17 protein-coding genes are annotated in these 20745 nt (G+C 39.3%); 10 read left to right on the top strand and 7 right to left on the bottom strand.

The features are described 5' to 3' along the window. Positions 1-2: 2 nt before the first annotated feature. From LXF01_RS13775 to LXF01_RS13760, 4 genes are all read left to right on the top strand, one after another. The gene (locus tag LXF01_RS13775) at positions 3-872 is read left to right on the top strand and encodes a tetratricopeptide repeat protein (RefSeq protein WP_233944564.1); all 870 of its coding nucleotides are present in this window, start codon (positions 3-5) and stop codon (positions 870-872) included. A 139-nt stretch (positions 873-1011) separates the two neighbouring features. Beyond that, on the top strand, positions 1012-1155 hold the full coding sequence (locus LXF01_RS13770) for a hypothetical protein (protein ID WP_233944563.1): 144 nt from the start codon (positions 1012-1014) through the stop codon (positions 1153-1155). 93 nt (positions 1156-1248) lie between these two features. After that, positions 1249-2418 (top strand): hypothetical protein, encoded by a 1170-nt coding sequence (locus LXF01_RS13765; protein WP_233944562.1) that lies wholly within the window; start codon positions 1249-1251, stop codon positions 2416-2418. Position 2419: 1 nt separating this feature from the next. Next, positions 2420-3409: a hypothetical protein gene (locus LXF01_RS13760; RefSeq protein ID WP_233944561.1), complete on the top strand. Its 990-nt coding sequence runs from the start codon at positions 2420-2422 to the stop codon at positions 3407-3409. Positions 3410-3438: 29 nt separating this feature from the next. Here the strand turns inward: LXF01_RS13760 and LXF01_RS13755 are convergent, their stop codons facing one another. The 7 genes from LXF01_RS13755 to LXF01_RS13725 all read right to left on the bottom strand — a co-directional run bounded on the left by LXF01_RS13755 (position 3439) and on the right by LXF01_RS13725 (position 13097). Next, positions 3439-4842 carry an efflux transporter outer membrane subunit gene (locus tag LXF01_RS13755; RefSeq protein WP_233945484.1) on the bottom strand — a complete coding sequence of 468 codons (1404 nt, stop codon included), beginning with the start codon at positions 4840-4842 and terminating at the stop codon, positions 3439-3441. Between the two features lie 10 nt (positions 4843-4852). Continuing rightward, positions 4853-6832 carry a MacB family efflux pump subunit gene (locus LXF01_RS13750; protein WP_233944560.1) on the bottom strand — a complete coding sequence of 660 codons (1980 nt, stop codon included), beginning with the start codon at positions 6830-6832 and terminating at the stop codon, positions 4853-4855. A gap of 2 nt (positions 6833-6834) precedes the next feature. Continuing rightward, positions 6835-8187 (bottom strand): MacA family efflux pump subunit, encoded by a 1353-nt coding sequence (locus LXF01_RS13745; RefSeq protein WP_233944559.1) that lies wholly within the window; start codon positions 8185-8187, stop codon positions 6835-6837. A gap of 136 nt (positions 8188-8323) precedes the next feature. Continuing rightward, on the bottom strand, positions 8324-9307 hold the full coding sequence (gene holA, locus LXF01_RS13740; protein ID WP_180109003.1) for a DNA polymerase III subunit delta: 984 nt from the start codon (positions 9305-9307) through the stop codon (positions 8324-8326). Between the two features lie 9 nt (positions 9308-9316). Then, entirely contained in the window at positions 9317-9850 is a 534-nt protein-coding gene (locus LXF01_RS13735) for an LPS-assembly lipoprotein LptE (RefSeq protein ID WP_078192675.1), read from the bottom strand. Between the two features lie 201 nt (positions 9851-10051). Beyond that, the gene (gene leuS / locus LXF01_RS13730; protein ID WP_180106335.1) at positions 10052-12673 is read right to left on the bottom strand and encodes a leucine--tRNA ligase; all 2622 of its coding nucleotides are present in this window, start codon (positions 12671-12673) and stop codon (positions 10052-10054) included. 127 nt (positions 12674-12800) lie between these two features. Then, positions 12801-13097 carry a DUF4124 domain-containing protein gene (locus LXF01_RS13725; RefSeq protein ID WP_442781375.1) on the bottom strand — a complete coding sequence of 99 codons (297 nt, stop codon included), beginning with the start codon at positions 13095-13097 and terminating at the stop codon, positions 12801-12803. Positions 13098-13841: 744 nt separating this feature from the next. On the opposite strand from LXF01_RS13725, the gene LXF01_RS13720 reads away from it, so the two are divergent. The 6 genes from LXF01_RS13720 (at position 13842) to LXF01_RS13695 (ending at position 20727) form a co-directional block, all read left to right on the top strand. Beyond that, a complete protein-coding gene (locus LXF01_RS13720) occupies positions 13842-15569 on the top strand; it encodes an acetolactate synthase 3 large subunit (RefSeq protein ID WP_078192673.1) in 1728 nt (575 codons plus the stop codon). Further along, a complete protein-coding gene (ilvN, locus tag LXF01_RS13715) occupies positions 15566-16057 on the top strand; it encodes an acetolactate synthase small subunit (RefSeq protein ID WP_078189625.1) in 492 nt (163 codons plus the stop codon). The genes LXF01_RS13720 and ilvN overlap by 4 nt, the downstream gene beginning before the upstream one ends. Positions 16058-16166: 109 nt before the next feature. Continuing rightward, on the top strand, positions 16167-17183 hold the full coding sequence (ilvC, locus tag LXF01_RS13710; protein WP_078192867.1) for a ketol-acid reductoisomerase: 1017 nt from the start codon (positions 16167-16169) through the stop codon (positions 17181-17183). Positions 17184-17622: 439 nt separating this feature from the next. Next, entirely contained in the window at positions 17623-18141 is a 519-nt protein-coding gene (locus LXF01_RS13705; protein WP_233944557.1) for a DUF2971 domain-containing protein, read from the top strand. A gap of 427 nt (positions 18142-18568) precedes the next feature. After that, complete coding sequence (locus LXF01_RS13700) at positions 18569-19393, top strand: XAC2610-related protein (RefSeq protein WP_233944556.1); 825 nt, start codon at positions 18569-18571, stop codon at positions 19391-19393. An 833-nt stretch (positions 19394-20226) separates the two neighbouring features. Beyond that, the gene (locus LXF01_RS13695; protein WP_233944555.1) at positions 20227-20727 is read left to right on the top strand and encodes a hypothetical protein; all 501 of its coding nucleotides are present in this window, start codon (positions 20227-20229) and stop codon (positions 20725-20727) included. Positions 20728-20745: the final 18 nt, after the last annotated feature.

Here is a 20745-nt window from a genome sequence, read left to right as displayed (position 1 = left end):
TGATGAAGACTAAAGTAGTATTTATTCCATTTGTATTAATTATTTTGTTGTGTGCATGTTCTTCAGGTTCTTCAGGTTCTTCAGGTTCTTCAGGTTCTTCAGGTTCTTCAGGTTCTGTAGATATAATTGAAAGAAATGATAAAAAGGTTTCTGAATATCGTGAGCTTTTAAAGAATAATAATTATGAAGGTGCATATAAAAAAATACAATTACTCAAAGAAGATGATGAGTTGTCAGATTATGCAAAAAATGAAATCGGATATTTTTTTGAAAATGGACTTTATGTCGAAAAGAATATTGATACAGCATTAACCTATTATGGTGATGCTGGTAATAATAATTATATACCTGCGGTTTATAATGTTGGTCGGATTAAAATGGAATCTGGGCAGTATTCTGAAGCGCTATCAATATTGAAAAGTATTGAAACTCGGAAATATCCTCCTGCTTTGAATTTGATTGGAATTATTTATAATTATGGGTATGGTGTTGATGTGGATATAGATAATTCATTGAAATATTATAAAGAGGCAGCAAAACTTAATAATCCTGATGCTCAATTTAATATAGGGCAATTATACTTTAAGGGTGATGTTGTTAGTAAAAACTATGGTGAAGCCTTAAAGTGGTATAATATTTCATCTGATAATGGATATTCATTGGCTAAATTGCAGTTGGCAACGATGTATTCTAAAGGGTATGGTGTTGATTTGGATTTAAATAAAGCTGTTAATATAATTAAGCCATTGGCTGATGAAGGTAACGCAGATGCGGTTTATAATATTAGATTGTATTATGAAAAGTTGGGTAATAAAAAAGAGCATGACTATTGGGATGTGAAATGTAAAAAAACAATTGGATGTGACATATAATAATATTTTTTGATTGTAAAATAATTCATAATGGGGTGTTTTCTTCAGTGTGCTCTACATCTTTATTTTATTATATTTTGGGGGGGTATTTAAATGAAAATTATTGCTTTCTTATTGAAAAATAATTGGAATTTTATTCATGAATATGATGGAAAAGAATATTTGCTGTGGTGATGATGATGAAAAGACTATGGTAATGGTGAAAACCTTAACTGAACTGGAGGATTTAAGTAGTGGTACTTTGGTTGTGCTAACAAAGAATAAATATATAAGGGGTATTTAGATAAGAAAGAAGAATAATAATTATTTTTTAAACTTTTTAGCGCTTAATTCAGATCAAATTAGGCAAAAAACTAACGCAAAAATCAATAAGCTTTTGTCAGAAAATCTAAATGGCGCAATAGCTACCCAGCCTTTTGGAGATTTAATTAATGCATTTAATGGTTATTTATCAAAAATAAAAGCTGAAGACGGTAAATATACTTTATTGAGTAATATTGCGAGAGGTTTTTTAAATGTCACTGGATTACAACCACCGAATAATCAAAAGGTGCATTCAATCGCTCCAATGATGATCTCAATGTTTATACTATCTGATATTGAATATGAATGTGTACATTTTAAAAGTTTGAGTGAATTTAATACAAAAATGCGACTTTATTATTCTTCACATTTTAATCTGATAGGACAACATAATAAAATTGGAACCTATATAAAAGATAGTGAATGGAAACAGTTATATCAGTTGCTTGAAAAACAAAAATATATTGATATTCCAAAATTAGAAGTGAATAAGGACGTGCTGAATAAGTTACCCGCAGGACTAAGGAATGCTATCGCCAAGCATGGAGAATTATTAAATGCAAAAAATAACGAAGTACGTGTTACAGCTATTGTTCCAGATACGATTGAAGAAAAGCCGACGGCTGATTTTTTAAGATTTTTTGTGATGAAAGCAGGTATTGTAGGTTTACAATATTGGGCATATAAAACAACTTTCGATAACCCAAGCCTTGATAGTGCGCCAGTAGAAAAAAATGCCAGACGTAGTGCTGCCACTGTGGGTTTGTCTATGTCTATCGTTGAGGCATTTGGTGCGCTACTGAATAGTTCAAGTAAAGTGAAGGCAAGCTCTAGTGTATTAAAGTCTTTAAATACGTTTATTTTAGAGTTGACCACGGATAATAGAAGCATTATCAAAGGTTGGATTTGGCGTGGTTTTGGATTGTTTTCAGGTTTAATATTTGGTGGGTTTGATGTTTATAATGGTTGGCAAGCTGCAAAAAATGGAGAGAAAGGTTATGGTCGCTTACTAATACTCAGTGGTAGTTCTATTATATTTGGTAGTTTTTTAATATTTGCTTTAAACCCTTTAGGTTGGATTGCTATTTTAGCAGGTATTATTTTTTCATTACTTGCATATTTTATTCAAGATAATGAGATTCAAAAATGGATTCGTAAATGCTTACTATCTACGGATCAGAGTATACCAAGATTCCAAACGATTGGAGAACAAATGTTAGGCCTTAAGTTAGTATATAGTTAATATGAAAAGTAAAATAAAAAATCATGACTTTGGTTATGATGTATTTAAACAGGATGTTCCTTTTTCTCAGTTAGATGAAGGAGACGTTCTACTTAAACCAGAAAATGATTCTAAACGTAATCATAATTGGTCATTTATTAGCATGAATGATGATTATATCGAATTGATTGATCAATCTTATGCAAGGTTAGGAAAAGGAATAAGTTTATTAATTCCAGTGTTTCCATTATTTTTATTTTTATTTTACTACATTGGTATTCTTTCTTTTCTTGATAATTCTAGTGTAGGAGAGGCTTTTTTTTTCCTTATAGCTGTACTTTTTGTAATAGGACTTCCTTGTGTTGCATTTCTACGTCTTTACTTTAAATATGATCATAAACAACCTATTTGTAAGCCTGTTCTTTTTAATAGAAAAACAGGTAAAGTTTTTTTCTATATTAATGATCAAGAATATATAGAAAAGAAATGGACAGATGTAGTTTATATTATGGGCAGTAGTTTTGGGTTGTCTGGCATTCCATTACGAGAGCTTCGGGCACATATCATCGAAGACGGCATCCTAAAACATACCTTTGTGATTGGCTTTCCAATGATTGGAATATTTCGTACTCAAGGTTTATGGACTTTTATTTGTCATTTTATGATGAAAGGACCAGAAGAGCTTTATCCGAAACCGCATCCTATGTATGGGACAATCGATCCGTTTACCCAACTAACCTATTGTCAAAAGGTCGTGGGTGCAAAAGAAAGTTGGAGAGATACATGGAAATCATTTCGAATCATTTATCATTATAATTGGGTTCCAGCTTTATTTGCTTATCCATTTGATGTGTGTAACTTTGTTGCACGAAGAATTTTACTGCATATCAAACCATTGCCCGTTTGGCATGAAGATGTAGTACGAAAAAACAAAATGGATTTAGAGCGCCCAGAGGAAATCAGCGCAAAAGATAATTTTGAATTTACGATGTTTAAAATGGTGGATAAATAAAAAGCCCTTTCGGGCTTTTTTTATATTAATCAAGGCAACTGCTTAATCGGACTGCCACCCAACGCCTGCATCAAAGTCACATAAGCATTGTATTGACTTTGCTTGGTTTGAACCAAAGACAGTCGAGCATTACGTGTGGTCTCCTGTGCATCAAGCAAGTTTTTCAACGCAATTGCACCATTTCGATAACGTACTTCAGTTAAACGTTCAGTCTTTTCTGCAAGCTGTACATTACGCTCTTGCAAAGCAACTTGTTGACTTAATTCAGTACGATTGGATAGCGCATTTTCCACATCGGCAAAAGCCTGATACAGGGTCTGACGATATTGAATAATAGATTTTTCATAATCTAAATCACTAATCGCAAGGTCTTTCTTCATATCATTATATTGCAAGAAAGGTAAACTCAAACTTGCACCCAAAGCCAAAGCTGGGTTTTGTAATAAATTACTCAAAGAGGTACTACTCGAGCCTAAACTGCCAGTTAAACTGATTGAAGGATAGTAACTGGCTTTCGTTGCATCTTTATTTGCCAAAGCTTTACGTAATCTTAATTCGCTCGCTTGTAAATCTGGACGGCGAGACAACAACTCGGCTGGTAAACCCGCTGCAATCGTCGGTAATGCAATTCGAGGTAAACGCTGCGGCTCTGAAATATTCAGTTGTTGCACAGGTTCATGCAATAACACAGCCAATGCAGTAAGTGTTTCCACTTTTTGTTGGGCAATTTGGCTTAAGGTCGATTTTTGACTTTGGACCGACTGTTCTGCTTGCGTTAGATCTAAACCTGACACGGCGCCGGCTTTATATTGCACCTTGACCAAGTCATAGGTTTTTTGCGTACTGGTTAAGTTTTGCTGCGCAATACTGTAGCGCTCATTTAAATAGCCAAGTTGCCAATATAGGTTTGCTGTTGTTGCAATCAAGCTTTGGGCAGTGGCTTGTAGGTCCTGTTCAGTTGCTAGAGCTTCCCATTTTGCGGCCTCAGTCTGGCTAGCCAAGCGACCAAATAAATCTACTTCATAACTAACGCCACCACTGAGTGATACACCTTTTGATGAGTCATCACCTGAGTTAAGGTCAAAGTTATGTCCAGTAGAGACACTTGAACTCACGCGTGGCCATTGTTTATTTTCAGCTAAACCTGCTTGTAGTCGAGCTTGCTGTAAATTAATACCTGCAACAGCAAGGTCTGTATTGGCAGCTAAAACTTGATTCACCAACTGGTTTAATTGAGCATCATTAAACAATGTCCACCATTGGTCAGCATAAGTATCTGCATGAACTTGCTGACTCATGGCTTTCGCATTTTGAAATTGCGTCGGGATTTGTGTTGCAGGGGCTTCATAAGGCGTCTTAACCACAGCGGCACAGCCGACTAAGCTACTTACGAGAATGAAGGCGCTTGCAAGTTTAGTTAAGGTCATTTGCATCATTATTTCCTTATTCGCGAGAAAGCGCATCGACAGGGTTAAGCTGTGCGGCATTACGTGCAGGAATAAAGCCAAACACAATACCAATCATACTTGAGCAGACAAATGCAGCAACGATAGACGTTGTTGAATAGGCCATTTGGAATGTTCCACCGGCAAAATGACTAATCAATTGTCCAATACCTAAAGATAATAAAACCCCAAGCACACCGCCTAAGATACACACCAACACCGCCTCAATCAGGAACTGCTGTAAAATGTCACTTTGACGGGCACCCACGGCCATACGTACACCAATTTCTTGGGTACGCTCAGTCACCGAAACCAACATAATGTTCATGACCCCAATACCACCGACGATCAATGAAATCACCGCAATCGCAGACACCAATAAAGTCATTGTTGCAGTGGTTTGTTGAATGGTTTCACGGATACTATCAGAGTTTTGTGTAAAGACATCTTGCGCGCCATGACGTTGCACTAACAAGTTTAATATGGCGTTTTCAGCAGCAGCACTTGGGTATTCATCTTTCACTCGAACAATAATGCTGCGCACATTCGACTGACCTAGCATACGACTCATGACCGTTGAATAGGGCAAATACACATTCAGGCTATCTGAGTTACCCATCATGCTTTTTTGTTCTTCGATCACGCCAATGATACGGCTTGGCACACTGCCTAATAAAATCACTTGCCCCACAGGGTTGGTGCCATCTGCAAAGAAGGTATTTTTAGTATTACTATCAATCACCACATCTTGCGCTTGCTCAGTCACACTTTCTTTATCAAAAGGTTGACCCGAAGCGAAGTTCATTCCTTTGACATAGAAGAAATCTTCACTCACGCCATTCACTGTGGTCGACGCTTCTGTGTCTTTAAAACGTGCTGTGACAGATGAATTGACCGAAGGACTAACGCCATCGACATAAGGCTGCTCAGCAAGGGCCGTCGCATCGGCTGGAACCAATGTTTTTACTTGCGATGATCTTGAGTTATCACCAAATCCACGACCTTGATACACCGTGATGGTATTGGTACCTAAACTGCTGATATTTTCTAAAATTTGCTTTTGTGAACCATTCCCAAGAGCCACAACAGAAACCACAGAAGCGATACCAATAATGATCCCGAGCATGGTTAAAAATGTACGCATCCGGTGTGCATTCATGGCAAGGATCGCCATACGGAATGCTTCACCTAAACGGTCAACGGCAGAGCGCCAGCTTGAAGTTTTTTTCTGTGTGTTTGGAACGAGTTGTTGTTTTTCTAAAGGTTCATCATCTGTTTCAGGTACATTGGGCTGATCTGAGATGATATTACCGTCAGAAATTTCAATAATTCGAGTCGCATTTTTTGCAACATTATGGTCGTGCGTGACCAAAATAATGGTATGATCTTTGGCATTGAGTTCGCGCAAAATCCGCATCACTTCAATACCACTATTCTTATCCAATGCACCGGTGGGTTCATCGGCAAGAATAACATCGCCACCATTCATGAGGGCACGCGCAATCGATACACGTTGTTGCTGACCACCCGAGAGTTGGCTCGGACGGTTTTGGGTTTTTTCACCCAGTCCAAGATCGGTTAGTAGTTGCTTGGCGCGTGCATTGCGTTCGGTTGCATCTGCACCGGCATAGATTGCGGGAACTTCAACGTTACCTGCAGCATTCAAATCACCGAGTAAGTGATAGCGCTGGAAAATAAAGCCAAAATATTCACGGCGTAACTGTGCCAGTTCATCTGGTTCAAGTTCACGAGTTTCACGCCCTTTGACTTTGTAGCTGCCATTTGTGGGTTTATCTAGGCAACCTAAAATGTTCATGAGGGTAGATTTACCAGAACCGGACTGACCTACAATCGCCACCAGCTCACCTGGGTAAATCTCAAGATTAACCCCTTTTAGAATTTGGACTGTGCTTTCACCGGCAGGGAATTCACGCGTCAGATTATTGACCTCAAGTAGAGGCGTCTGATTTTGACTCATGATTAGATTCTCATTGGGCCGCCAGCACCACCGCGGTTGCTGCGTTTCGCTGAATCATTTGAAGTATCAGAACCGTCGGCAATCACGACTTTGTCACCCTGTTTTAAGCCACGGATCACTTGTGCGGTCACACGGTTATTTAAACCGAGTAATACCTGTTGTGGTTGAGCTGAACCATCGGCTTGTAGTACACGAACCATCGCAACGCTGGCTTTACCTTGTTTGACCAATGCTTTTTCAGCTTCAGTCAGTTCTAAACGTTTAGGACGGTTTGGATTGTCTTTGTTCGATCTAGCTTCTGCGATGGCATTTTTATCAGCAGATTGACCATTTGCAGATGCATTATTACGGCTACGTTGTGGGCGGTTCGAGGTTTGAACGGCTGCGGCAGGTACAGTCAAGACATTCTTGGCTTCATCTAAAATGATATACACCTGAGCAGTCATATCGATACGCAATTTACCGTCTTCATTTGGGACATCAAATAACGCATTGTAGTAAACCGCAGTACTTGAAGACGAAGAGGTGTTGTTGTTACTTTCGGTGTTAATTGAGTTTGGCGCAGGTTCAACTTGGCGCAGGGTAGCATAGTGTTTTGTTTCACTGTCGCCCAAGGTTGTAAAATAGACGTTTTGACCTTCTTGGACTTTCATCACATCGGCTTCAGAAATTTCCGCCTTAATGGTCATGGTGTCGAGTTTTGCCAATTTCACAATGGTTGGCGCACTTTGGTTGGCATTTACGGTTTGACCTTCTTCAGTCACAATCGCCACGATGGTTCCATCCATAGGTGCAACAATTTGTGTATAGCCTAAGTCTTCTTTTGCAGTCGCTAAAGTTAAACGTGATTGTTCGATTTGTGCATTAATGGCTGCAATATCAGCTTGCGCAGTTTTATAACTTGCTAGCGCAGATTCAAGTTCTGCACGACTAGTCGCGTCTTGAGCGTACATTGCTTGTTGACGATTATATTCAGCTTGGACTTTTGCAAGATTTGCTTGTTTAACTGCCAATTGCGCTTGTTGGTTTTTGATGCTGGCTTCTGCAGTTTTTAAATCATTTTCCTGACGTACCGAGTCAATACGGGCAATCAGCTGACCTTGTTTCACTTCATCGCCGAGCTGCACATACATCTTTTTCACCTGACCAGAAACCTGTGCACCAACACTCACCATTTTGGTTGCTTCAAGTACACCTGTTGCAAGTACAGAGTTTTCAATGTCACCACGACTCACTTCAGCAGTAATATATTGCGGCTGAGTTTCTTTAGGTTTTAGGAAATGCCATGCAGTGACAGCGATTGCCAAAGCAACGATGATGGCTACGATCAATTTTGCTGGTTTTATTTTTGGCATGATTGGCAGTTAAAAGTTTATAAAGATGATTGAATTATAAGATTTAAATACGGATAAATTGTGAACTTTTTGAACAAACAGTAATGATAATTATTCTTTTATACTGCAATGCAAGTTATTACAGCCTTTTATTAGACTAGAAGAGTCTGCGCCCACACAAGCTGGCAATCGCTTGTTGTACCAAGTGCTCAGGATTTTCATGACCTAAACCTTTTATTGACGCGTCTAAACGAAGTAATAGGGCAGGCCAAGTCAAAAAATCGTTCGCATTTAAACGGCGTAACGCTTGTTGATACAGCCCGACTTTGGTTTTCCAAATACCAATTTGCAAGGCATTTTGTGGCTGCTCAAACAGTTGCATCAGCAAACGCATTTCCTTACTGATACTCCATAAAATCAGCGACATCGGCTCGCCTGAAGCGATTAAGTATTGAAAAATTTTAATTGATTGCGCCAAATTGCCTTGCAGCATGGCATCATTTAAATCATAGGTGGTGTAGCGTGACTGATCTTGTAAGCAAGAGTACAGATGATCAATCTGAATCATCTCTGCTTCAGGAAAAGTATCTGCGACACGCATTAAACTATTTTTTGCCGCCAGTAAATTGTGCTCATGATGCTGTTCTAGCCATTGCCAAGCATCATTGGCGAGTTGAATGCCAAGCTTTTGTGCTTCAACGGCCAAAATTTGCTGACGATCTTTAGGGTAGTTTGCAGTCAGTGCAACATTGACTCCATTGGCATCAATGGTTTGGAAAAAACTGGTCTTTAAACTCGCACTGTCTTGCTTCGGCATGACCACGAGCAGCAAGTTACTTTCATTTTGCTGTAAATAGCTTTTTAACAGTTTTAGTCCATTGGCATCGGGTTTAATGCTGCCATGTGCCTCAATTGCCAGTTGACTGGAAAATAATGACAAGCTATTTAAAGCATTAAAGACATTTTTCCAATCAGCAGCAGAGCTAATGTCATACCGTTGACGCTCGATTTCTCTAGCGTTCCAACTCTTACGAAATGCATCGAGGAGATTTTGTTCAAGTAATGGCTCTTGACCATGTAGCACCCAGGCACCTTGCGCTTCATCTACACGTTTTAATGCCTGAAGATAGTCAAGTTTCATGGATGGTTCTTACTCAGCTTTGGTCGGTGCAGTTAGTGGATTCGCTTTTGGTAAGCGGTTTGATGAAATTTGGCGCACGATCTGTTGTGCAATGTCATCAATAATCACTTGTTTTAAATATTTTTCTTCTTGGTCATCAGTGTTCACGGTTGCTACGTCGTATTGGTAGCTACGTGTTGCCATCAATGTACGGGGTTCTGTCACAGGGTTACCTTGAGCATCTTCAATTTGGAACGTCACATTCAAGCGCAGTAAAGTTTCAACCAATTTACCATTGAGTTCTAAACGTCGTGGAGTGTAATCCAACACATGTAAGACATAGGCATTTTGATTATTGCTCAATTGCACGCCTGCAGAACCTAAATAAATCGCTAACTTTTCATGTAAGTCATCCGTATCTTCAGGAAGTGCCAATCGCATATTGGAATAGGCTACAGGTACAGCAGCAGGGTTGGTGCCTTTTAAATGAAAACCACAACCGACCATGCCTGCGCTCAGGCCCATAGTTAATACAATTGCAGCAACACGTTGAACCAAGTGCATAAAGTGTCCTCTGTTTCCCGAAGGGATAATGTTGAAATCCTGTGTGGATTGTAAAGTCAAAGCCCGTTGACTCGCAACGGGCTTTGTTTGGGAATTGTTTTTTAATCCCTCCCGACCTCCCTTTAAAAAAGGGAGGAGATCCGATTTTTTGTTGGGAGCGGGAAGTCCCCTTTTTATAAAGGGGGATTTAGGGGGATTAAATTAAACCACCAAGTTCACTAATTTATTCGGCACCACAATTTCTTTCTTGGTTGGACCAGTCAAGAATTGCTGAACTTCAGGTAATGCTTTTGCTTGTGCCAAAATGTCATCTTTAGAGGCATCGACAGACACTTCTAATTTGCCACGAAGTTTACCGTTCACTTGCACTACAATCGTTTGTGTATTGCGAGTCAGCGCAGATTCATCTACCGCAGGGAAGCGTGCTGATGTTAATTCGATACCAAACTCAGCCAATAAGGTTTGGCTTAAATGTGGTGCAAACGGAGCAAGTAAAGTTAGAAGGGTAATGATTGATTCACGTGCAACGGCAACGTCATTGTCATCTTTGGCTTCAAACTTATTGTTTGCATTCAAAAGTTCCATCATCGCAGCAATTGCGGTGTTGAAGGCGTGACGACGTGCAATGTCATCACCCACTTTTTGAATGGTTTCGTGTGTTTTACGACGCAAGTCTTGTGCAGCGGTAGATAGTGTCGCTTTGTCGATGTTTGCAGCAGAGTTGCCTTGTTCAAGGAAACCAGATGCTAGGCGCCATACACGTTTTAAGAAACGGTTTGCACCTTCAACACCTGCATCTGACCATTCAAGTGATTGATCTGGTGGCGCAGCAAACATCATGAACACACGCGCAGTATCTGCGCCGTATTGATCAATAATCGCTTGCGGGTCGATACCGTTATTTTTCGATTTCGACATTTTTTCTTGACCGCCAACCACGACGTCTTGACCATCACCTTGATATTTCGCAGAAATGATACGGCCTTTTTCATCACGTTCTAAATCGATGTCAGCAGGGTTAAACCAAGTTTTCTTACCTGACTCAGATTCACGGTAGTAAGTATCCGCAAGAACCATACCTTGAGTAAGCAAGTTGGTGAATGGCTCGTTCCCTTGTACCACACCTTCATCACGCATCAATTTGTGGAAGAAACGTGCATAAAGTAAATGTAGAATCGCGTGTTCAACACCACCGATGTATTGGTTCACAGGTAACCAAGTTTGACCCGCTTCAGGTTTCACCATACCGTCAGTGAAATCTGGAGATGCATAGCGTGCATAGTACCAAGATGATTCTACAAAGGTATCCAAAGTATCTGTTTCACGACGAGCATCGCCACCACAGCATGGGCAAGTGGTTTCATAGAACTCAGGCATTTTGTTGAGTGGATTGCCTGAACCGTCTGGAACCACGTCCGTTGGCAATACAACTGGAAGCTGTTCTTCAGGTACTGGAACCTGACCACATTTTTCACAGTTGATCATAGGAATTGGACAACCCCAATAACGCTGACGAGAAACACCCCAGTCACGTAAACGGAATTGAACTTTTACATTTGCAAGCTTTTGAGGCTCAAGTTTTGCAAGGAATGCATCGAATGCGCCTTGGAAATCTAAACCGTCAAATTCGCCTGAATTCACCAGTTTGCCTTCTTTAGAACCGTACCATTCTTGCCAAGTGGTTGCGTCAAAGTCTGCATCGTCTGCACCTTTGGCATCAATCACTTGCTTGATGGTTAAGCCATATTTGTTGGCAAATTCGAAGTCACGTTCATCGTGTGAAGGCACTGCCATCACCGCACCTGAACCGTAAGACATCAAGACGTAGTTTGCGATCCAAACAGGAATTTGTTCGCCAGTAACAGGGTGCTTCACAGAAAGACCAGTTGCCATGCCTTTCTTTTCAGCAGTCGCAAGATCAGCTTCTGCAACAGAACCCATACGGCATTCTTCAATAAATGCAGCAAGCTCAGGATTGCTTTCCGCAGCTTTAAGTGCCATCGGATGTTCTGCTGCAACCGCAACATAAGTCACACCCATGAGTGTGTCAGCACGAGTGGTAAATACAGTTAAGCCATCTGCATAAACGTCTGGATTCGCTGAAGGGAAGGTGATTTCCATACCCTGTGAGCGACCAATCCAGTTACGTTGCATGGTTAAAACTTGCTGTGGCCAGCCGTCTTTTAATGTTTCTAAATCGTCAAGTAATTCTTGCGCATAGTCAGTGATGCGGAAGTAGTACATTGGAATATCACGTTTTTCGACCAATGCACCAGAACGCCAGCCACGACCATTTTCAACTTGTTCGTTTGCCAAAACAGTTTGGTCTACAGGGTCCCAGTTCACTGTTGAAAGCTTACGGTAAATTAAACCTTTTTTATAAAGCTGAACGAATAACCATTGTTCCCAGCGGTAGTATTCCGGTGTGCAAGTCGCGAATTCACGATCCCAATCTACAGAAAGACCTAACTTTTTAAGCTGATTACGCATGTAATCAATGTTTTCAAAAGTCCATTTTGCAGGAGCGACTTGATGGGCAATTGCAGCATTTTCAGCAGGTAGACCGAAAGCATCCCAACCCATGGGTTGTAGCACAGTTTCACCTTGTAAGCGGTGGAAACGGCTGATCACGTCACCAATTGTATAGTTACGCACATGACCCATATGCAGTTTGCCACTTGGATAAGGGAACATAGAGAGGATATAACGACGTGGTCCTTCTACTTGGTCGGCAACTTTGAAGGCTTTGCGATTTTCCCAGTCTTGTTGGACTGTAGGTTCAATCGCACTGGCTTGATATTCAGGGTCAATGTGAGTAGTCATAAACGTAAATAGAAATAACGGTTAAAAAGTTTGTGCTACAGCATAGCGCAAAATACGCCTAGAGTGAATTTTGCGATGCTGCCTAGATGTAAATAATTTAAGTCAAAATTGCAGATGTTGACGTGAATTATTGTGCTTCGGCAGCTACCGCTTGAGCTTGGCGGAGTGCTGCATTGGCTTCGCGTTGTTGTTCTGCTTGTTGCTCATTTTGTTCATTCGACTGTTCGGCTTCACGTGAAACCTCTTGTTGGTTTTTTGCTGGAGTTGATTGCGTAGTCGTTGTTGCGCCATAGGTATTTACTTTACCTTTACGCTGCGCATTTTTTGGCGGTGGCGTGGTGGTGTAATGCGTTGAACCTTTAGCATCCACCCATTTGTAATATTCTTTCGCTGAAAGGTCCAAACTGGTCAGGCAAAACGCCATGCTAGATAAAATACATGCAGTTCGTGCAATCATCGTCTTCATCATAAATTCAGTCCCAAAGTTATAGTGATCATGCAAAATTATGCTGAAAATTTTGCGCTTTTTTGACAGCAGAATCTATGCATTTTTTAGCACAAAGGATAAAAGGGGCATCGCGTGGGATGAGTAACTTTGTGAATGATGAATTGTGGAATTAATAAGCAATCAAAATATTGGGTTCTTATCATTCAATCCATGCATTAAGTTGAAAGTGGGGCAATTGAATGAAAAACTAACAGCCATTCATTTAATTTATTTATTAGATTTATAAAAGTATTTTATTAAATGCGTGCTAACTGGTTATAAATAAACAAACTACAAAGAATGCAAAGAACGGGAGTGTGCTTAAAAAACAAACGGTCTGTAAGTAATCAGAAAAAAGCCGATTTTTAAACTTGACTTTAATGGTTGAAACTACAAAAATGCTGTCTTTAGTTTTATATGCCTTAGATCGATCACCCTTCGAATGAGTGCATTTTAGCAATGGACTTCTTCTCTAGCCGAGAAGTTGAACAAAGCCAACAAAATATGTTTATCCCAACATGTTTTAGACCCCATATTGCTCAAACAGCAAGCAGGTCAGATTTTTTTCTTATTGCTATGAAAACTATGAAATTTGTGTGCTATAACAGAGCACACAGTTAATGAATTAACCACGACAAATGCCCTCCATTTGTGCGTGAAAAAAGATTAGGGTGAATCACGTTGGAACTTTTATCTGGTGGTGAAATGCTTGTTCGCGCTTTAGCGGACGAAGGCGTTGAACATGTTTTTGGATACCCAGGCGGCGCAGTACTGCATATTTATGATGCGCTATTTCAACAAGAAAAAATCAATCATTACCTAGTGCGCCACGAGCAAGCTGCTGGTCATATGGCTGATGCTTACTCACGTGTCACAGGTAAAACAGGTGTCGTATTGGTGACATCTGGTCCTGGTGCAACAAATACCGTAACTCCAATTGCAACTGCCTATATGGACTCAATCCCAATGGTGATTTTGTCAGGTCAGGTTGCAAGCCATCTTATCGGTGAGGATGCGTTCCAAGAAACGGATATGGTCGGTATTTCGCGCCCAATCGTAAAACACAGCTTCCAAGTACGTCATGCAAGCGAAATCCCTTCGATTATTAAGAAGGCATTTTATATCGCTTCAAGTGGCCGTCCTGGTCCTGTTGTTGTTGATATTCCAAAGGATGCGACGAATCCTGCAGAGAAATTTGCTTACGAATATCCTGAAAAAGTGAAAATGCGTTCGTATCAACCGCCGCATCGTGGTCACTCAGGTCAAATTCGTAAAGCAATTGATGAATTGATTCATGCTAAACGCCCAATTATTTATTCAGGCGGTGGTGTGGTTCAAGGCAACGCTTCTGCACAGTTGACAGAACTTGCACATTTATTGGGTTATCCAGTAACCAGTACCTTAATGGGTCTTGGTGCGTATCCAGGCAATGATGAACAGTTCATCGGTATGTTGGGTATGCATGGTACTTATGAAGCCAATATGACCATGCACAATGCAGATGTGATTCTGTGTGTAGGCGCGCGCTTCGATGACCGTGTAACCAATAATCCAGCGAAATTCTGTCCAAATGCAAAAGTCATTCATATTGATATTGACCCAGCAACGATTTCAAAAACAATTATGGCGCACATCCCAATTGTGGGTGCAGTAGAGCCTGTATTGACTGAAATGTTGGCGCAATTAAAACAATTGAATGTGTCTAAACCAAATCCTGAAGATATCGGGGCTTGGTGGAAACAAATCAATGAATGGCGCCAAGTTCATGGTTTGAACTATGACAAACCAACTGATGGTTCGATGAAGCCACAGCAAGTTGTTGAAGCATTGGATAAAATTACCAATAGTCAAGCCATCATTACTTCAGACGTTGGTCAACACCAAATGTTTGGTGCGCTTTACTACAAATACACACGTCCACGTCAATGGATCAACTCAGGTGGTCTAGGAACCATGGGTGTAGGTTTGCCATATGCTATGGCAGCTAAACTTGCCTTCCCAGATCAACAAGTAGTGTGTATTACTGGCGAAGCATCGATTCAGATGTGTATCCAAGAACTATCTACATGTAAGCAATATGGCTTGAATGTAAAAATTCTATGCTTGAATAACCGTGCATTAGGTATGGTTAAGCAATGGCAAGACATGAACTACGAAGGTCGTCACTCAAGCTCGTATGTTGAGTCACTTCCAGACTTCCCTAAATTAATGGAGGCGTATGGTCATGTAGGTATTCAAATTGACCATGCAGATGAACTCGAGTCGAAGCTTGCTGAAGCGATGGCGATCAATGACAAGTGCGTGTTTATTAACGTGATGGTTGACCGTTCAGAGCATGTATATCCAATGTTGGTTGCTGGCCAGTCAATGAAAGACATGTGGTTAGGCAAAGGAGAGCGCACACAATGAGACATATTATCTCTGTACTTGTAGAAAACGAAGCAGGTGCGCTTTCACGTTTGGTAGGTTTATTCTCGCAGCGTGGTTATAACATTGAGACATTAAACGTAGCGCCAACAGAAGATCCGACGCTTTCGCGTTTGACTTTAACCACGTATGGCGATGAGCATAAAATTGAACAAATCACCAAACAACTCAACAAGCTTGTCGAAGTTGTTAAAGTTGTTGATTTGTCTGAAGGTGCTCATATTGAACGTGAATTGATGTTAATTAAAGTCAAAGCACTTGGTTCAGCGCGCGCAGAAATTAAACGTACTGCGGATATTTTCCGTGGACAAATCGTAGACGTAACACCAACGACATATACCATTCAAATCGCAGGTACAACTGAAAAGATAGATGGTTTTATTGATGCCTTAGCTGAAAATACAATTCTAGAAGTTGTACGTTCAGGTGTTTCAGGTATCGCACGTGGCGAAAAAGTTTTAACTATCTAATTTTATATATTCACCTCACTCCTATGGGTGAGGTACTTGAAACGTGAATAATCAAACAGAATCACGGTATCAAGTTAAAGGAAACGAAAGCATTTTAGCGGAGACAGCAATGCAAATTTTTTACGATAAAGACACAGACTTATCTATCATCCAAGGCAAAAAAGTAGCAATCATTGGTTATGGTTCACAAGGCCATGCTCATGCGCTTAACCTTAAAGATTCAGGCGTTGACGTAACTGTAGGTCTACGCGCTGGTTCTACTTCTTGGAAAAAAGCTGAAAATGCTGGTCTTAAAGTTTCAGAAGTTCCTGCTGCTGTAGCTCAAGCTGACTTAGTTATGATTTTGACTCCAGATGAGTTCCAATCACAACTTTACCGTGACGTAATTGAGCCAAACATTAAGCAAGGTGCAACGCTAGCATTTGCTCATGGTTTCTCTGTTCTTTATAACCAAGTTGTTCCACGTGCTGACCTTGACGTAATCATGGTTGCTCCAAAAGCGCCAGGTCATACTGTACGTTCAGAATTCCAACGTGGTTCAGGTGTACCTGATCTTATCGCTGTTCACCAAGATGCTTCTGGTAATGCACGTAACGTTGCGCTTTCTTACGCTTCAGGTGTTGGTGGTGGCCGTACTGGTATTATCGAAACTTCATTCCGTGAAGAAACTGAAACTGACCTTTTCGGTGAGCAAGCAGTTCTTTGTGGTGGTGCTGTTGAATTGGTTAAAATGGGCTTCGAAACTCTTGTTGAAGCTGGTTATGCACCAGAAATGGCTTACTTCGAATGTCTACACGAACTTAAATTGATCGTTGACTTAATGTTCGAAGGCGGTATCGCGGACATGAACTACTCAGTATCAAACAATGCTGAATATGGCGAATACGTAACTGGTGTTGAAGTAATCAACGAACAGTCTCGTGAAGCGATGCGTAATGCGCTTAAACGTATTCAATCTGGTGAATACGCGAAGATGTTCATCCAAGAAGGTGCGTTGAACTATCCTTCTATGACTGCTCGTCGTCGTCAAAACGCGGCGCATGGTATCGAAGTAACTGGTAACAAGTTACGTGCGATGATGCCTTGGATCCAAGCGAACAAAATCGTTGATAAAGAGAAAAACTAATTTCTTGAATCAATTGATTTGAATATGAAGACCCACTCATTTTGAGTGGGTTTTTTAATATCTAAAGTTACGTGCCTTAAAAATAGAAAAGCATACTTTTCTATTTTTGCGTACCTTGGATCCAAGCAAACAAAATCGTTGATAAAGAGAAAAACTAATTTCTTGAATCAATTGATTTGAATACGAAGACCCACTCATTTTGAGTGGGTTTTTTAATATTTAAAGTTACGTGCCTTAAAAATAGAAAAGTAGTGCTTTCATTCCTTACGCGTCACTCAGAACAGTGTGCTGCCTCGTTGTACTTCGTACAAAACAATGTTTTGTACTCGTTCATACTTTGGATCCAATCGAACAAAATCGTAAGCAAAGAAAAGAATTTATTTAATTATCTTTTGAGTTTTATGATACAAGGAACCCAATATTAGCGTGGGTTAGAATAATGATTTTATATAAATATGTGAGTTTTGAAGCTGCTTTAACGATTTTGAAAACAAAATCTCTAGGTTTTTCACATTTAGAAGATTTTAACGACCCATTTGAATGCACTGGTTTTGGTTTTTATGATTTGGATGTACCGACATCCGTAGCAATAGGGGCATTCCGTAATCAGTTTTCTAGAAAGTATGTGATTTTAAGTTTGACTAGAACCGCTTTAAATCCACTCATGTGGTCACATTATGGGGATAGTTACAAAGGTGTTGTGATCGGAATTGACACATGCAAAGCAGGTTTTGAAGATGGTGATCAATTTATTATTCCTTCAACAAAAGGAGAGTTGAGATATTTAAAAACAGCGCCGAAGCAGGCCAATGTGGCAAGTGTTGAAAAATTAATGTCGGTAGGAAATTCAAATATTTTAAATTGGGATAATGAAGAAGTTTTAATAAAGTATGGTTTGCTTTATAAAATGCAGGAATGGGCATACGAAGAGGAAGTACGTATTGTAAAAAAATATTAGCGATGCGCAATTCGGGTATCACTTTTCTACAAAAACACATGCATATATCAATGACCAACTTTGGCAAAGAGTCCAATTGCAAACGCGTCCAATTTATACGTTAAAATTGCCTTAAGAAGCCTTTGTTGAAGTATATGTTGGGAAAAATGCATATATTGATCTTAGAAGAAAGTAAGAGCTTGTGAAACCAGTAATTGATCATAAGGTAGATCAGTTTGAATTGCTGAAAGATCTATGTATTCAATTTAATATTGGTTTGAAATGTATTTCATTAGATTTGGAAACTTGGGTTTTAAAAGCGACTCCAATTTAATCTGATGATTTGAGTTGTAGGTGGTTTCAAAACTCCTATATTTGTGTCATCTGTGTTGAATTTAGGTTGTGATAGAGTAGGCATTATTCATGCTGCATGGAGTGTGTAATTGCAATGAAAATATCAAAACTCTCTCTTTTACTCGCTCTTTGTCTACCTGTGGTGAGTTTTGCACAAGAGGCAGATATAACACTGCCTGAGTTAAAGCCTTTACCTGAGGTTCGGATATCCATGCAGCGGATGCTTCGCTCGACTGAAGGACGCTATTTCTTAGATTTGTATGCTGGTATATGGAATCCGCACGGGACTTTGACTGATCTGCAAGAGCCCAAACAAATTAACTTTAAAGGGACTCAAAAAGCTGATTTTATAGATCTGAATTCAGTCCATGTTGGAACTGAACAAAGTGCGGCAACTGCTTATCGATTGGCAGGAACCTTGAATGCAAATACAGGCTCGTTTAAAGCTGAACTGATGGAAAAAACGGTACCACCATCTACAAGTTATCTACAGTTTGAACCTGCATTTAAAGCAGTAGATAAACCTATCCTGCTGTTTAAGTTTTATGGGGTGCAATCTGCAGACCAACCTTATGGGAAGTCACTAAAACGCGTAGATGTGATTAATAAATCAAATGGCAAAGTACTACAGTCATTACAAGGCTTTAATGCTTTTGGGAATAGTATGGGATTCTTAGATGTAAACTTTGATGGATACTATGATGTTGTACTCTCAGATACCTCTGATGGTCGAAAAATAGAAGATAAGCGATTTATTTATTGGATGTACAATCCTAAAACGAAGAATTTTCAACGTTCACCGCAATTGGAGAAAATTGCTGGCTTCCCAAAATTAAAAGGAGAGCTGCAGCAGATCGACTTTGGATCAGGTCAAATCTTTCGAGTCGATCAAGGATTGCTTTATCCAGTCAGTGAGTAAGTTAAATTTTTTAAAAAGCCCCATAACTTGGGGCTTTTTTTATTTATAGAATTTTCTAAAGAAGAATTCAGGCAGTTTTAAAAGAGGTAGTCCGTATTTTGAATAAAAAAGCAAAGTAAAATGAGTGTTGAAAGAGAGGGGGGAATTTCTATATATGTGATAATTCACGTAATAAATGAGATTCTAAAAATTTGAAAAACAAAAACTGAAATTTCAAGAAAGAAAATATGATTTACAAAAGTTTAACATTGGAAACTAAGACGTGTTTCAAAACCTGTAATTTAATACAAAGGCTCAGTATTTGGTGACGTAATTCTTGTATTGCGTTTCAAAAGACATACCTGAAAGTGGTGATTATACATTTGAGATTCTATTTAAAATTTAAATTTAATCGGTCTTTACTATTAATATAGTTGAATATTCACGTAGTATTTTTTTGTTTGAAAATTATTTTGAACTATTTCACAAATATTTGGTGAAATATGTAACAGCCTATATTATTTTTAATGTTACTAAATTTAATGAAAACAATAAGATATAATATACCAAAAAATAGGGATATGAAAAAAATCCCCAAAATTTGGGATAAAGAGGAAAATTAAATAAAAATATAAAAACTAAAAATATTTAATATATTACAGTCACATAATTTAAATATTTGTAAAAAACAATATTACATGAATATTCGTGTGAATATTCCATATTAGGTTTTTTTTTTCTCAACATGATTAAGAATGAATCAGCACCTAGGGAAAGTAAGATTAATTAGTTTTTCTTAAGAATATCCTTTGATGCACATACTAATAAATCTCATATGAGAATGGAGAAGTGAAATGTCTACATCTAAAATTTTAACCGCAGTACTATCTGCAACATTGTTCGTAGCACTTCCAGCAACATCTGCAATCGCTGGTGGTAAAAAAGAATCTAAACAATGTGGCGGTGCGCCGTGTGAAGGCGAAATCGACATCGAGTTACAGATTCTTAAAGCATGTGAGCTTTTGGTAGGTAAAGACATCAAACTCGTTGAAGACAGTTATACGGGTGCTAGTGGCTTTACAGTTACAACGAACACTCCATATACATTAAATCTATCTACGCTAAACGCGGGTTCAAGTGCAGATACTTTTGTAAAACATGAAACCACTAGTGATAAAGTATTTACAAAAATCACGACTTCAAAAGGTGGTGTGAATTATCCAATCGGTTCTACACCTGTAGCTGGTATGAGTGTTGATAACTTCACAGTATCTGTTGCTCCAAAAAATACAATTTCAGGTACTCAACGTGCTGGTACATACAAAGATACTTTATATATCAAAGTAGCTTACTAATCCAAATTTCGGGAGTTG

Origin of the sequence: Acinetobacter sp. SH20PTE14, assembly GCF_021391555.1 — a bacterium.
Taxonomy (GTDB): Bacteria; Pseudomonadota; Gammaproteobacteria; order Pseudomonadales; family Moraxellaceae; genus Acinetobacter; species Acinetobacter amyesii.
The sequence above is the reverse complement of the archived record's forward strand: the minus strand, read 5'-3'. Positions and strand labels throughout refer to the sequence as shown.

Excerpts from the sequence above, each read along its gene's own strand:
- LXF01_RS13700 (WP_233944556.1), top strand. The coding sequence starts at position 18,569 with ATGAAAATATCAAAACTCTCTCTTTTACTCGCTCTTTGTCTACCTGTG.
- LXF01_RS13745 (WP_233944559.1), bottom strand. The coding sequence starts at position 8,187 with ATGCCAAAAATAAAACCAGCAAAATTGATCGTAGCCATCATCGTTGCT.
- LXF01_RS13770 (WP_233944563.1), top strand. The coding sequence starts at position 1,012 with ATGAATATGATGGAAAAGAATATTTGCTGTGGTGATGATGATGAAAAG.
- LXF01_RS13705 (WP_233944557.1), top strand. The coding sequence starts at position 17,623 with ATGATTTTATATAAATATGTGAGTTTTGAAGCTGCTTTAACGATTTTG.
- LXF01_RS13750 (WP_233944560.1), bottom strand. The coding sequence starts at position 6,832 with ATGAGTCAAAATCAGACGCCTCTACTTGAGGTCAATAATCTGACGCGT.
- LXF01_RS13755 (WP_233945484.1), bottom strand. The coding sequence starts at position 4,842 with ATGCAAATGACCTTAACTAAACTTGCAAGCGCCTTCATTCTCGTAAGT.
- LXF01_RS13725 (WP_442781375.1), bottom strand. The coding sequence starts at position 13,097 with ATGGCGTTTTGCCTGACCAGTTTGGACCTTTCAGCGAAAGAATATTAC.
- LXF01_RS13735 (WP_078192675.1), bottom strand. The coding sequence starts at position 9,850 with ATGCACTTGGTTCAACGTGTTGCTGCAATTGTATTAACTATGGGCCTG.
- LXF01_RS13695 (WP_233944555.1), top strand. The coding sequence starts at position 20,227 with ATGTCTACATCTAAAATTTTAACCGCAGTACTATCTGCAACATTGTTC.
- LXF01_RS13775 (WP_233944564.1), top strand. The coding sequence starts at position 3 with ATGAAGACTAAAGTAGTATTTATTCCATTTGTATTAATTATTTTGTTG.
- holA (WP_180109003.1), bottom strand. The coding sequence starts at position 9,307 with ATGAAACTTGACTATCTTCAGGCATTAAAACGTGTAGATGAAGCGCAA.
- ilvC (WP_078192867.1), top strand. The coding sequence starts at position 16,167 with ATGCAAATTTTTTACGATAAAGACACAGACTTATCTATCATCCAAGGC.
- ilvN (WP_078189625.1), top strand. The coding sequence starts at position 15,566 with ATGAGACATATTATCTCTGTACTTGTAGAAAACGAAGCAGGTGCGCTT.
- LXF01_RS13760 (WP_233944561.1), top strand. The coding sequence starts at position 2,420 with ATGAAAAGTAAAATAAAAAATCATGACTTTGGTTATGATGTATTTAAA.
- leuS (WP_180106335.1), bottom strand. The coding sequence starts at position 12,673 with ATGACTACTCACATTGACCCTGAATATCAAGCCAGTGCGATTGAACCT.